Source organism: Natronomonas gomsonensis, from assembly GCF_024300825.1.
Lineage (GTDB): Archaea > Halobacteriota > Halobacteria > Halobacteriales > Haloarculaceae > Natronomonas > Natronomonas gomsonensis.
Map to the genome: position 1 here is coordinate 2749723 of NZ_CP101323.1, position 13788 is coordinate 2763510.

Genomic DNA, 13788 nt, shown 5'->3' on the forward strand with positions numbered 1-13788 from the left:
AGCCCTCCAGCGAACCGTTGAGGCACCGCCCACGCCATGAGTGCTACCCCACCTAGCATCGCTTCGTCTATCGTCACTCACGCCAGCGCAGTCTGTAAACACGAAGACCACCTCTGGGATGTGATTAAACAACTCTCGATACCCACTGAGGAGGTCCACGACCAGCGCCAATCACACAAAACCACATACGAAACCGACTCTGTTCTTCGGGCATTTCTCTACCAGAACATACGAGGATTCAGCCAGGCCGAATTCGCCTCGCGACTCTCTCAGAGACCCATCTTGCTCAACTGCTTCGGCTTCGAATCCGCTCCAACCCAACAAACCCTCTCACATAGCTGGAATCAGCTTGACCAACAGGGCAAAGCAGTCATCGAAGCCGCTGCGACTGGAATTGCTAAAGAAGCTGCCGAGCACGGCATCATCTCGGAGGCACTCACCGTCGACACGCCAGACGACGGCGGGCCGCAACCGGACAAAGAACGCGATTATCGACGAACAAAGACGACCAAAACAATCCAGCTCGCCAGAAAACATGCGCTAACAGAATTCGACACAGGACGCGCCCCCCATCGCACGTACTCGGATGCGGACATCTGGGATATGTTCGCTCGGCTCTGTGATCGAAACGGAAGTGCCCACGCCGAAAGCGAGTATGGCTGGCTCACTGCAGATGACCTAACCTGTCATGGCTCGACCTTCCTCAGAGCAATTAAAAAAGCCGGCACACCCAAAGACAGCGAAACGCAACTCACGCTGGCTGACTTCGAACACGACGACCCGCTGCCGCGAATCAATCGAATTCGAGACTCCCTCATGGAGTCGTTCGATGCAGCAACCCACAACATCATCAACTCAATTCGTGGTGATGACCCCTTCGACGACCGCAACACTGTCGCCGCAATCGACATTACACACGAACAATTCCACGCCTCACCATGGACGGACAAAGCCGCTGGGTCCGTGAAGGCAGACTTCCCAGCGATGGTGAGTGGATATAAGAAAGGCGGTGAGTACAAGCGAGGATACAAATATGCCACAATCACACTCGTTGGCGACCACGTGCCGATTATTCTTGGTATCGAGCCAGTCAAAGAGAACTCGAAATGGGAGCCTGCTGACTCATCGTCGTTCTCGAAAGCTGATCTCGTCGACCGACTCTTGGAGAAAGCCCAACGGTTTGTCGATCTCGATGAAGTGCTCTTCGACCGCGGCTTCTATAGTCACGACGTCTACGCAACGGTCCACGATCGGGGGCTAATCTACACCTCGCCGGTTCCAACGTACGAGGATGATTACGAAGTGATCGCGGATATAGAGGCTCATGAGACGGCTGATGCAGCGGTTAATCACGATGTGCCGTTCGGGCACGGTGGCGAGATTCATCACCACGCAGAGATGCTGTATGTCCCGAGTCAGAGCGATGATGCTGACGGGGCGTACGCGGTGTTCGTAACGAATCGTGACCGCGTGGAGCCCAACGAAATTCAGCGTGTGTGTAACGGCTACCGTCGACGATGGGATATAGAGAATCAGTACAAATCGATCAAGGAGTTCCTCCCGAAGACCTCCTCGAAGGACTACCGAGTCCGGCTCTGTAATTTCGCGTTTGCGTCATTGATTTACAATCTCTGGCGGTTAACGGATTACTTGGTGAAAGTGGGCCTGGACAAAGACATTCGGTCATCACCGGTCGTGACGGCGAAGACATTTGTCCGAGCACTTGGGGAACACCTCCGCAAGTTCGGATAGCTGTCCGTTCTCGTATTAGGGCCGCACCTCCGGAGTGGCAACGCTTATTTGATTGTCGTTTAGTTTACTAGTTACTGACAGTTATCGTACTATTCTGGTGAGCGAATTCTCAACGAGCACATATTCGAACAGATCTGGCGCGAATCGAGCTGTCGTCGCTCCTGTCTCATTTGTTGGCTTATAACTCCTCTAAGAATGTGGTCGACGGACACGTCACTCACCGGTTCGACAGTCGATGTGGACCTCTCATGAGCAACGACCGACGGCGCAGCCGCTGTGGCGGGGCTATGACGACAAAAAGACCGTTCAGGCCGGTTCTTCGAGTCCGGCGCGCTCGCGGATGATGTCCTCCAGTTCCTCGGGGTCGTCGATGCGCTCGATTTCCTCGCGTTCGATGAGCGCGGTTCCCTCGACGGACTCCTGTCGGGCACGGTCGACGACGTACACCGACCGGGTTCGGGTGACTTCCCCGACCGACGACATGATTCGGGCGCGCTTCTCGGCGGTGCGGTTGAAATCCGAGTGACCGGTGAGCATCTTTCGCTCGCGGGCCTCGTCCTCGCTGACGGCTTTGAACGGCGCCCGCATCGTCGGGTGGACATCGAACCCGACGCGGGTAAGGACGGTGATGAGGTGTGCGTCGTCGGGGTCGGCCTCGGGTTCGCCGGGGTCGTCCATCTCGTCGCGGACCTCCTCGGCGCCTTCGAGTACCTCGACGGGGTTGGCAAGCGGGCGGTCGAATATCTCCTCCAGTTCCGCCGCGACTTCGACGCTCGCGCTCATGCCGTCCTCGTACTTCGAGACGGTTCGGCGGGAGACGCCGAGTTCGTTCGCGAGTTTGCCGAGCGACATCTCCTCCTCGGAGCGGACCTCCGAGAGCAACTCGCCGTCGATGTTGACGTACAGGCCGCCGGGTGCGGCGTAGATGAGCGGTGGCACCTCCTCGATGAACAAATCCATCGCGGTGTCCGGCGAGAACACCGGGACGCCGTGGCGGAAGTAGATGACGCCAGGTTTGAGCTCCTCGTTTCGGGTTCGCAACCCGATGACCAGCGGTGTCGCGTCGAGGTACTCGCCGAGGCGGCGCATCTCAGCGCCGGTGTAGCCGTCGAAGGCGTCGATGTTGGCGAGCAGTTTCAACAGCAATACGTCGTCGCCGCGCCGTGCGGCGATATCGAAGCTTTTGGGACGGATTGCACACCGGTCGCTCACCGTGAAGCCTGCGTCCTCGAGCATCGCGGTGATGTTACCAACCAGTGCGGACCGTGACATAGTGGTACATAAGCCATTCGCCAGTTAAATCGTTTTCCCCAGCGATACCGCCGCTATCTGGCGGTTGGGACAGCCAGTAACACGGCGTCGGAACGCCGACCGAAACCCCGTTAGGCGGTGGTGTCCTACCCCGGGGCGTGACAGTCATCGGGTTGGACGACACCGACTCCCGCGAGCGCGGGATGTGTACGACCTACGCCGCCGACACGGTCGCTCGGCGACTGACCGACGCCGGGGCGGCGGTCGAGCGAGTCTTACTCGTTCGGTGTAACCCGGCGGTCGAACACAAAACGCGCGGGAACGCGGCGCTCGCCGTCCACACCGATGCGTCGGTCGACACCGCCCTCGAGGTGGCGGCAAGCGTCGTCGACGGCGCGGCCGAAACCGGCGACGACCGAACCAACCCCGGCGTCGTCGTTGCGGCGGGGGCGCCCGAAGCAGTTCCCGAATCGGTCGCGGCCTTCGCTCGGGCGGCCGTTCGGGACCACCACGACCGCGCGGACGCAGTAAACCTCGCCGAGGAGGCGGGTTTCCGGGTTCGTCGCTGGAAGAACGGCCGCGGCGTCATCGGCGCGCTTGCGGCCGTCGGCGCGTGGCGTGCCTTCGAGGAGTGGACCTACGAACACATCACCTACCGCGAGCGCCGGCGGTGGGGGACCGACCGCGATGTCGACGCCGAGTCCGTCTTCGAGGCCGCAGACGAGTACTACCCAACGGTGTGGGACACTGTCGACCGGGAAAGCGGCGAGGTCGTCTGTGTCCCCCGGACGCCGGGGCCGGTTCTGTACGGCATCCGAGGTGACGATGCGGCGGCCTGCCGTGCGGTCGCCGACCGAATCCGGAGTGAATCGGTCGACCGCGAACGGACGTTCGTGACGAATCAGGGGACCGACGGCCACCTCCGAGAGGGGGCCGTTTCGACTGCACGCGAGGGTCGTTCCTATCGACTCGACGCGACGGTCCGGACAGCTCCCGAGACGCGGCGGGGCGGCCACGTCTTCTTCCGGGTCGGCGACGGCGAGGCGGAACTCCGCTGTGCGGCCTTCGAACCGACCAAGCGGTTCCGCGACCACGTGCGGGCGCTCCGTCCCGGCGACGAGCTCACCGTCTGTGGGGAACTGAAAGACGGGACCCTGAAACTGGAGAAGTTCGCGGTTCGGGACCTCGACCGCACGGAACTCGTGACGCCGACGTGTTCGTCGTGTGACCGGTCGATGGAGTCCGCGGGCCGGGGACAAGGGTATCGGTGTCGGGACTGCGGGACGGTCGCCGATGGGAAGGTCGAGCGCCAACTCGACCGCGAACTATCTGTCGGGTGGTACGAGGTCCCGCCGCGAGCACGACGACACATCGCCAAACCTCTCGTTCGAGGTGGGTTTGACGCGCCGACGCATCCGGAATCGTAGTGTGTCTCGTGTGAACGTTCCTCACTATTTATTAGCACACGCCGACATGTCCCGGCATGGCGAGTCGTTCAGCGGGCCGGCGTCGAACCGTTTGTGAAACGTGTGAGTTGCCGTTCTACGCTGATTCGGGGGCCTGTCCGTACTGCGGCACCGAAGAGTCGGCCGCCGATACCGACGCCGACGCTGGTGGCTTCGTCTTCGAGGTTTCGGAGACAACCCAACGAACGCGGACGACCTGTCCGGCGTGTGGACTCCCCCACTACGACGATGTCGAGGCGTGTCCCTACTGCGAACGCGCTGGCGGGACTTCCGTCGAGGCCGATAGTCCCGACGGACCGACCGAATCGGAACCGAGCGCCGACGAACCGAGCGGCCTGTTCGGCCGCATCAAGCGCGCGCTCGGGTTCTAACTACCCCTTCAGGCCGCTGCCCGAGAGTGGAACGACCACGTCGTCGTCCGACTCGATGACGCCCCGATTTCGGTACACCTCCACTGCGGCAGGTGCGACCGCACACGTCGGTTCTGTGTAGAATCCGGCCGAGTGGAGGCGCTTCAGTTCCGAGGCGACGGCCTCCTTCGACAGCGCAATCGCGTCGCCGTCGGTCGCCTCGATTGCGTTGAGGATGGACGCTTTCTGTACGGGCTGTCGAATCTGGATGCCGTCGGCGACGGTGTTGTCCCCGACCACAGCGCTTTCTCCGTGGAGTTCGGCGGCGATGGGAGCGTATCCGGCGGCTTGTGCGCCGAGGAGTTTCGGCACCCGGTCGGTCCACCCGGCCTCTCTGAGCGCCCGGAAGCCGCGGTAGGCGCCGAGGAACATCGTGCCGTGACCGAGCGGCATCACGACGGCGTCGGGAACCGACCAATCGCGATGGTGGGCGATTTCGTAGGCCATCGTCGCCGTGCCGGCGAAGAAGGCCGGGTTCCACGCGTGGCTGGCGTACCACGCCTCGCCGTCGGTGACGGCGTCGATGCAGGCGTCGGTCACGTCCTCGCGGCTCCCCTCGACGCGAACCACGTCGGCGCCGGCGCGGCGAATCGCTTTCACCTTCGACTCCTTGACGCCCGCGGGCACGTAGATTTCGGCGTCGATGCCGGCGCGGGCGGCGTAGGTGGCGATGGCCGCACCGGCGTTGCCCGAGGAGTCCTCGACGATGCGGTCGGCGCCGACCTCCTTTGCGCGCGTGAGCGTCGCCGTCGCCCCGCGGTCCTTGAACGATCCGGTGGGGAAGACGTACTCCAGTTTGAACGTCGCGTCCCACTCCGGGGCGTCGACCATCGGGGTGTACCCCTCACCCAACGTCACGCGGTCGGTCGGGTCGGCGCCCACCGGCAGGAAGTGCTTGAAGGCCCACAGCCCATCCCGTGGGTCGATGGCGGCGTCTTCGGGCGTTCCGGTCGGCGGCAGCGGCTGGTCGGTGAACTCCAGCGGCGCCCCACACCGACAGCGCCAGCGGTCGGCGTAGTTCTCGCCACACGCTGGACAGCGAAGGTTCATATCGGACGGTCGGCCGCGGTCGCCGTGTCGGTTTCGGTGGGAGTGGGCAGAAGAGCAGCGCAAACGGCGTCCCACCCGGACTCAGAACTGGTCGATGTCGGTACCGACCGAGCAGACGTACTCGCCGGTGGCGACCTGCGGGAGTCGCCGTCGCCGCCAGAAGATACCCTCCGAATCGGCGGTCACCTCGGCTTTGACGGCTCCGAAGGGGTCGGTAACCTCGAACAGCGTGTCGCCGCGGGAGACCTCGTCGCCGAGGTCGACGGCGAACTTCGTGAGGCCGCCGGCGGGGGAGCCGTACTGTTCGAAGCCGGTGGCCCGCGTCTGCGGCCGTGATTCGACACTTCCATCGAGGAAGCCGTAGTGATGCAGGACGTTGAAGACGCCCTTGACGCCCTTCCGGATGGATTCGTCGTCCCAGCCGACCGCGCCGCCGAGTTCGGGGTCTATCGTGGGAATCCCTTCGTCGGGGGCCGCACGCGCCAGCTGTCCGTCGGGACCCTTCTGGTCTAAGATGTAGCCACAGTCGAACACCTTCGCGAGTTCGAGACAGTCCCGGTGCAGGCGGTGACGGGAGCCACAGCGGACGCGCGTCTCGTTGAGCATCCGGGAGGTCGACCCCTGATGGAGGTCGAGGATGAGGTCGGCGTCGCTCGCGGCCTCGAAGGTCGCTGCGGCGATTCGCTCCGAGGAGGTGCCGGTGGCGTCGCCGGGGTAGGTGCGGTTGAGTTTCGTGTCGTCGATGGGATTGCGGTGTTCGGCGACTTGAAATCCGTAGTGGTTGACGATGCCGACGATACGTATCTCGCCGGCGATGTCGGCCGGGTCGAGTTGTGGAACGAGTCGCTGCAGGACGCCAAGCCCGTTGAGTTCGTCGCCGTCGGAGACGGCCTGCACGTAGAGCGTCTTCCCGTCGCGAGCGCCGTTTACGACCGCGACCGGGAGGCCCACCTCGGAGCCGTCACGCGCCTCGCCGACCGACAGCCGCCCCGTATCCATCTCTCCGGGAGCGGCGTTCGCCGTACCGAGGGTAGTCATTATTATCACTCCTCTCCCGTTCGTTCTTAGGCTTACTGATACCCGCCGGGTTTTCCGTCTATCCGAAAAGTCGCCACGCCGAACCTGTACGGCTTATGTGGCTCCCCACGCTAGTTCGGGTGTGTCCGCCGACTCCGCCGACCGACCCGACCGTCCCGGCGTCGCCGCCCTCGTCGCCGAACTGGAGGTCCGTCGTCACGTCCGCACCGCCGCCGTCGCCGGCATCGGCTTTGCAGCCCTCGTGTTTTTGCTGTTCGCCTACCTCCCCGGCACCGACGAGTCGCTGCTGTACTGGGCGTCGCTTTCGTTCGTGCTCGCCTTCGCGGTCGTCTGTCTCGTCGCCGTCGTCCTCGTCGGCCGGGCGGCCTACCGGCGGACGCTCTCGGTCAACGGCATCGAACCGGGCGGCCGCTCGCCGACGACGGTTGCGGCCCTCCTCGGGTTGCTCGGGTGGGTCGTCGTCCCCGTCGTCGCGACGCTGGCCGTCAACGTTCCGAGCGACGCCTTCCGACTCACCGTCGCGTTGCTGACCGGCGGGTTCGTCGTCCTGTTCGTCGGCGGTCTCGGAATAAAACTCGTCGCGGCGCTGTCGCTGGACCACGCGTGGCGGCCGCTCGATGCGGCCATCGGTGCGGCCGCCTACACCGCCGTCGTCGCCCTCCCGGCGGTCGGCTGTCCCGCCGGCGGGGCGTGTCTCGGCACGCCCGACCGACTCGTCGCGGCGACCGTCGCTCTCGATTCGAGTCTCGTCGCGCCGGCGTACGCGGGCGTGGTCGTGGTCGGTGGGCTACTGGTCGGCGTCGCCCTCGGGATTCGAGGCGCCGCGCCGTCACACGGCTTCTTCGCCGGCGTCGCCGCAGCGATGAGTACGCTCGTCGTCGTCGCTGCGGCGACCGGCCAGCCATCGGCGGTGCGTTCGACTGCGCTGTACCTGCCCGTCATACTCGGAGCGGTCGGCGCAGTCGGCGGTGCCGTCGCCACCGTCGGGCGTAGAAAGATGGCCGAAGAAAGCGGCGGGTTTCCGGACGAATAAGCACTCACACGCCTGCCGTGAACGGTAACCCTTTTCTCCCGGGCATGGAAACCGGTAGCGTATGACCGAGGAGCTCAAGAAAGGGCTGGAGGGTGTCCTGGTCGCCGAATCGTCGTTGAGTTACATCGACGGCGACGAGGGCAAACTCGTCTATCGTGGCTACACAATCGACGACCTCGCCGAGAATGCGAGCTTCGAGGAGGTCGTCTACATGCTGTGGCACGGCGAACTGCCGAACCGCGATGAACTCTCGGAGTTCAAGGCGGCGATGGCCGAGGAGCGCCACATCGACGACGGCGTCCAGCGGCTCGTTCGCGACCTCGCCGAAGCCGACGAGGAACCGATGGCCGCACTCCGCACTATCGTCTCGGAGCTGTCGGCGTACGACCCCGACGCCGACGCCGACCCGACCGACGAGGCCGCGAACCTCCGGAAGGGCCGCCGCATCACCGCCAAGATTCCGACCGCGCTGGCGGCGTTCGCCCGCATCCGTGACGGCGACGACCCCGTCGACCCACGGGAAGACCTAGACCACGCGGCGAACTTCCTCTACATGCTCAACGGGGAGGAACCCGACGACGTGCTCGCCGACACCTTCGATATGGCGCTGGTGCTGCACGCCGACCACGGCCTGAACGCCTCGACGTTCTCGGCGACGGTGACGGCGTCGACGCTCGCCGACCTCCACTCGGCAATTACCTCCGCGGTCGGCACCCTCTCGGGGAGCCTCCACGGTGGCGCCAATCAGGACGTCATGGAGATGCTCAAGGAGGTCGACGCCTCCGGCAAGGACCCCCTCCAGTGGGTCCAAGACGCAATCGAGGAGGGTCGACGCGTTCCCGGGTTCGGCCACCGCGTCTACAACGTCAAGGACCCCCGTGCGAAGATTCTCTCGAAGAAGTCCAAGGCGCTCGGCGAGGCCGGCGACATGAAGTGGTACGACTACTCCGTCGCCGTCGAGGACTTCCTCACCGACGAGAAGGGGCTGGCCCCGAACGTCGACTTCTACTCCGCCTCGACGTACTACCAGATGGGTATCCCGGTCGACATCTACACGCCAATCTTCGCGATGAGCCGCGTCGGCGGCTGGATTGCCCACGTCCTCGAACAGTACGAGGACAACCGCCTCATCCGACCGCGCGCCCGCTACGTCGGCCCCGACGACCGCTCGGTGCCGTCGCTCGAGGAGCGATAGCGGCCGAACCAACTCCCGTTTTCACGCCCTTTCAGCCTCGCGCCCGCGTCTCCGATTCCTGGTTTGGCCGACACTCACAGCACGCCGAGTCGAACCCCGAGAAACAGGAACAGCCCGGCAAGCCACGACTGGAACAACAGCGTCCCGAGTGCCGACAGCGCGATGAACCGCCGGTCACCCATATCCGCGACGCCGGCCGGCACCGTCAACATCCCCCGCGTGAACAACAGCGCGTTGGAAATCGGGACCGCCAGCGGCCCCCAGCGGTCGAACCAGCCGTCGAAGCGGGCCAGCGACGACTCGCTGATACGGAACCACGACTGTTCGAGCAGGTACTCCCGGCCGGCGCGTTTGGCGACGGTGAACAGGACGAACTGACCGATGGTCGCGCCGACGACGGCGACGCCGATGACCGTCGCGATGCCGAGGTAGTCGTCGGCACCGGCCGTCAGAAGCGCGATACCGGCGGGGACAAGTGCCTCGCTCGGCGCGAAGTACAGAAGCATCGCACCCTCCAACACGAGAATGAAAAACAGCGCCGCCAGGCCGTAGTTTTCGAGCAGTCGGGCGGCGACTTCCGGGTCCGCGAAGACGAGGAGATACACCCCGGCGGCCGCACAGACGAGTGTCAATCCGCCGGCGAGGTGGACTGCGTAGCGTTCGAGAAAGCTTCGAACGCGGTCGACAGCGGTTGGTCTGCCGAGCGACATGTTCCTTCGTCGGTACAGGCGATATATAGGCGTTGTGTCGTCGCTTCGGGAGCGACGGGCCTTTGATGGCCCGGTTCGGAACGTCGGGTATGAACCTCACGGACCGGCCGAGACGGCTCCGAACCGACGGCATCCGCCCGCTCGTCGGCGAGACGGACGTACGGCCGACGGACCTCATCGCCCCGGTGTTCGTCGACGCGACGACCGACGAGCGCGTCGAAATCGAGTCGATGCCCGGCCACGAACGGGTGCCCGTCTCCGAGAGCGTCGCTCGCGTCCGGGAGATACAGGAGACGGGCGTCGATGCGGTGATGGTGTTCGGCATCCCAGAATCGAAGGACAGCGAGGGCTCGCGAGCGTGGGCCGACGACGGCGTCGTCCAGCGAGCAGTCGAACGAATCACAGACCGGACGGACTGCTACGTCATCACCGACGTGTGTCTGTGTGAGTACACCGACCACGGCCACTGCGGCATCCTCGAAGACGGGGCGGCCGAGGAGCCGTGTTTGACGGTCGAAAACGACGAGACCCTGGAGTTACTCCAACGCATCGCCGTCTCGCATGCGGACGTGGGCGCGGATATGGTCGCGCCATCGGGGATGATAGACGGGATGGTCGGTGCCATTCGTGAGGCCCTCGACGTGGCGGGCCACGAGAACCTGCCGGTGATGAGCTACGCCGCGAAGTACGAGTCGGCGTTCTACGGGCCGTTCCGGGACGCCGCCGACGGCGCCCCTGCCTTCGGCGACCGAAGACACTACCAGATGGACCCGGCGAACGCCCGCGAGGCGATGCGGGAGGTCCGACTCGACGTCGAACAGGGCGCCGACGTGTTGATGGTCAAGCCGGCGCTGCCGTATCTCGACATCGTCGCCGACATCCGCCGGGAGTTCGACCACCCGGTGGCGGCGTACAACGTCTCCGGGGAGTACGCGATGTTGCACGCCGCAAGCGAGAAGGGGTGGCTCTCTCTGGAGGAAGTCGCCTACGAATCACTGCTGTCGATAAAGCGGGCCGGAGCGGACCTCATCCTGACGTACTTCGCCGAGGATATCGCCGAGCGCCTCTGAAACGCCCCGAGGCCTTTTGTTGTCCGACTACTGTACGGCCCATGGACGCACGTGAGGAGTCGTCCGAGTCGTCGGACGGTCGGTCGCTGGGGTGGGGATGGGCCGGGAGTCTCCTCGTGGTCGCTCTCGCTGCGGTCGTTCTCGTTGCGGCTGCGCTCCGAACGCCGGGCGGTCCCGCTTGTGAGGCGTACACCGCTTCGGGGCGGGCGCTGCTGTGTCCGTGGTATCGGGCGTACCTTCGGGAGGCGGCGCTGCTCTTTGCGGCCGTCGGGGTGGCAGCTATTCCGCTGGGATTAGCCGTCGGCTTCACCCGGGTGCTACTGGGCTCCTCGTAACGCCCGTTCGGCCGGCGCGCGCTCCCGCGAGAAGAGTGAAATACGGCCAATTGGCAAGTGTTGCGATTGACGTTCGTCCAGAAAACGAGAATATTCCTCCCTGAACTCTTGACGCGAGACGACCTTATACAGATATTATCCTACCCCATTGCTGACGACCGTCCACTAAGGTCATACAGAAATTTTCAATTTCAACTGCAGGATTTATGTAGGGCTGTTCCATGAGGTTCTCCCGTGAGTTGGAAGACAAACATGGTGCAAATCAGAGAAAACATGGACGAACTTTCACAGAACTACGGAAGTAGTACGGAGGTCAAAGCATGCTAGACGGATTCGCGATGCAGCTTGACCCGGCTGGCGTCGCTGGTGCGCTCAACTACACCTGGATACTGGTGGTGACGTTCCTCATCTTCTTCATGCACGCGGGCTTCGCGATGCTGGAGGCCGGACAGGTACGTTCGAAGAACGTCGCCAACCAGCTGACGAAGAACATGCTCACCTGGAGTGTCGGCGTCGTCGTGTTCTTCCTCGTCGGTGCGGGCGTGAGTAGTCTCGTCGGTGGCGGCGGGTTCAGCTGGGTCGCCGGCAACGACCCCGCCTCGTGGGCCGACGGCTGGCTCTACGGTGCGGTGTTCGCGATGACCGCGGCGACCATCGTCTCCGGGGCCGTCGCTGGCCGCGCGAAACTCCGTGCGTACGTCGGCTACACGATTCTGCTGGCGGCGGTCATCTACCCCGTCGTCACCGGTATCACCTGGAGCGGTGCCTACGTTAGCCAGTACCTCGGTACCGGCTTCCAGGACTTCGCCGGTGGGATGATTGTCCACGGCATGGGCGGCATCGCCGGGCTCACGGCTGCCTGGGTGCTCGGCCCGCGCATGGACCGCTACAACGAGGACGGTAGCGTCAACGTCATCCCGGGTCACTCGATGACCTTCGCGGTGCTCGGGACGCTGCTCCTGTGTTTCGGCTGGTACGGCTTCAACGTCGGCACGGCGTCCATCTTCGTCGAAAACGCCGCCGGTGAGATGGTGTTCAACGGCGACGTGCTCGGTCGCGTCGCGCTGACGACGACGCTCGCGATGGCGATGGGTGCGGTCGGTGCGGGTTCGGTCTCGGTGCTGAAGACCGGGAAAGTCGACACGCTGTACGTCGCAAACGGCCTGCTGGCCGGTCTCGTCGGCATCACCGCGATTCCGAACGTCGCCGCGTGGTGGGGCGCGCTGGTCGTCGGTCTGCTGGCCGGTGCCCAGCTCCCCATCGTCTTCGAGTTCGTCGAACGCACGCTCAAAATCGACGACGTGTGTGCGGTCTTCCCCGTCCACGGCTCCGCGGGCGTCCTCGGGACGCTGTTGTTCCCGTTCGTCGCCGCCCCGGGCGTCGTCGACAGCATCGCACAGGCGTTCCTCGCACAGCTCGTCGGCGTCGTCGCCATCACGGTGTGGACGGTCGCCGCGACCGCCATCGTCTTCGGCGCGTTCAAGGCACTCGGACAGGCCCGGGTCACTCCCGACCACGAGCGCGAAGGGCTCGACGTCGCCGAACACGGCGTCGACACCTACCCCGAGTTCGGTGGTCGTGACTCGCTGGCCACCGACGGCGGAATGGTCGAGAAGGACGGCATCGTTCGCCCCGACGGCGGCGTCGCCAACGACGGCGGCATCAGGATGGTCATGGGCTTCATCCGCCCCGACAAGCTCTCGGATGTCAAGCAGGGTCTCGCCGAAATCGGCGCGCCCTCGCTGACGGTCACGAACGTCTCCGGCCGCGGCTCCCAGCCCGCAAAGAAGGGCCAGTGGCGCGGTGAGGAGTACAGCGTCGACCTCCACCAGAAGGTGAAAATCGAGTGCGTCGTCGCGGATATCCCTGCCGAGGATGTCGCCGAGGCAATCCGTGACTCCGCGAAGACGGGCGAACCGGGCGACGGCAAGGTGTTCATCCTGCCTGTCGAGAACGCCTACCAGATTCGTACCGGTGAGGTCGGAACGAGCGCGGTCTGACGTGACCGAGTCGCTCGACAGGCAGATTGTCGCCGCCCTCTTTCGGGACGGCCGCGCCGACGTGCCGTCGGTCGCGGAAGCCACCGACGCGGTCGCGACGACGGTGCAGAAACGCCTTCGGGCGCTCGAAGACGACGGCGTCATCGCGGGCTACACCGCCCGCGTCGACTACGACCGCCTCGGCTACGAGACGGCCATCGTCCGACTGGCGGTCGACCTCGATGCGATAGACGACGTGACGGCACGGCTCCGGGAACGCCCCGAGTTCGTCACCGTCTATCAGATGAGCGGTCCCTACACAGTCTTCGCCGTCGGGAAGTTCGAAGACGACGCGGCGCTGGCCGCCCAACTGCACGACCTGCACGACGACCCCGACGTTCGGACCGTCGACACCTGCTCGGTCCGGTCGGTCGTCCGCGAGGGTGACCCGCCCGCCTTGGAGGACTGAGCGCCGTCGGGGCGACCGCGTTTCGGTTTC

The 13788-nt window shown here is 64.6% G+C and carries 13 protein-coding genes; 9 read left to right on the forward strand and 4 right to left on the reverse strand.

Annotated elements, in window-relative coordinates:
• The first annotated feature begins 36 nt into the window (after positions 1-36).
• On the forward strand, positions 37-1752 hold the full coding sequence (locus NMP98_RS14675; protein WP_254858614.1) for a transposase: 1716 nt from the start codon (positions 37-39) through the stop codon (positions 1750-1752).
• A 306-nt stretch (positions 1753-2058) separates the two neighbouring features.
• On the opposite strand, the gene NMP98_RS14680 is transcribed toward NMP98_RS14675, so the two are convergent.
• Positions 2059-3024 (reverse strand): transcriptional regulator, encoded by a 966-nt coding sequence (locus tag NMP98_RS14680; protein WP_156710490.1) that lies wholly within the window; start codon positions 3022-3024, stop codon positions 2059-2061.
• A gap of 137 nt (positions 3025-3161) precedes the next feature.
• On the opposite strand from NMP98_RS14680, the gene NMP98_RS14685 reads away from it, so the two are divergent.
• Together NMP98_RS14685 and NMP98_RS14690 are read left to right on the forward strand one after the other, a co-directional pair.
• Complete coding sequence (locus NMP98_RS14685; RefSeq protein ID WP_254858615.1) at positions 3162-4430, forward strand: tRNA(Ile)(2)-agmatinylcytidine synthase; 1269 nt, start codon at positions 3162-3164, stop codon at positions 4428-4430.
• Positions 4431-4486: 56 nt separating this feature from the next.
• Positions 4487-4840: a hypothetical protein gene (locus tag NMP98_RS14690; protein ID WP_254858616.1), complete on the forward strand. Its 354-nt coding sequence runs from the start codon at positions 4487-4489 to the stop codon at positions 4838-4840.
• Here the strand turns inward: NMP98_RS14690 and NMP98_RS14695 are convergent, their stop codons facing one another.
• Both NMP98_RS14695 and NMP98_RS14700 read right to left on the reverse strand, forming a co-directional pair.
• The gene (locus NMP98_RS14695) at positions 4841-5929 is read right to left on the reverse strand and encodes a pyridoxal-phosphate dependent enzyme (protein WP_254858617.1); all 1089 of its coding nucleotides are present in this window, start codon (positions 5927-5929) and stop codon (positions 4841-4843) included.
• 81 nt (positions 5930-6010) lie between these two features.
• Positions 6011-6967, reverse strand: coding sequence for a succinylglutamate desuccinylase/aspartoacylase family protein (locus NMP98_RS14700; protein WP_254858618.1), 957 nt, complete (start codon positions 6965-6967; stop codon positions 6011-6013).
• A gap of 121 nt (positions 6968-7088) precedes the next feature.
• On the opposite strand from NMP98_RS14700, the gene NMP98_RS14705 reads away from it, so the two are divergent.
• Complete coding sequence (locus NMP98_RS14705) at positions 7089-8000, forward strand: DUF7536 family protein (protein ID WP_254858619.1); 912 nt, start codon at positions 7089-7091, stop codon at positions 7998-8000.
• Between the two features lie 61 nt (positions 8001-8061).
• Positions 8062-9195 carry a citrate synthase gene (gene citZ / locus NMP98_RS14710; RefSeq protein ID WP_254858620.1) on the forward strand — a complete coding sequence of 378 codons (1134 nt, stop codon included), beginning with the start codon at positions 8062-8064 and terminating at the stop codon, positions 9193-9195.
• Positions 9196-9269: 74 nt separating this feature from the next.
• On the opposite strand, the gene NMP98_RS14715 is transcribed toward citZ, so the two are convergent.
• On the reverse strand, positions 9270-9905 hold the full coding sequence (locus NMP98_RS14715; protein WP_254858621.1) for a DedA family protein: 636 nt from the start codon (positions 9903-9905) through the stop codon (positions 9270-9272).
• Between the two features lie 89 nt (positions 9906-9994).
• Here NMP98_RS14715 and hemB point away from each other — a divergent pair, with 89 nt between their 5' ends.
• The 4 genes from hemB (at position 9995) to NMP98_RS14740 (ending at position 13758) form a co-directional block, all read left to right on the forward strand.
• Positions 9995-10975 (forward strand): porphobilinogen synthase, encoded by a 981-nt coding sequence (gene hemB / locus NMP98_RS14720; RefSeq protein WP_254858622.1) that lies wholly within the window; start codon positions 9995-9997, stop codon positions 10973-10975.
• Positions 10976-11016: 41 nt separating this feature from the next.
• Positions 11017-11310 (forward strand): hypothetical protein, encoded by a 294-nt coding sequence (locus tag NMP98_RS14725; protein ID WP_254858623.1) that lies wholly within the window; start codon positions 11017-11019, stop codon positions 11308-11310.
• A 320-nt stretch (positions 11311-11630) separates the two neighbouring features.
• Positions 11631-13310 carry an ammonium transporter gene (locus tag NMP98_RS19475; protein ID WP_303049589.1) on the forward strand — a complete coding sequence of 560 codons (1680 nt, stop codon included), beginning with the start codon at positions 11631-11633 and terminating at the stop codon, positions 13308-13310.
• Position 13311: 1 nt separating this feature from the next.
• Entirely contained in the window at positions 13312-13758 is a 447-nt protein-coding gene (locus NMP98_RS14740; protein WP_254858624.1) for an Lrp/AsnC family transcriptional regulator, read from the forward strand.
• The last annotated feature ends 30 nt before the right edge of the window (positions 13759-13788 follow it).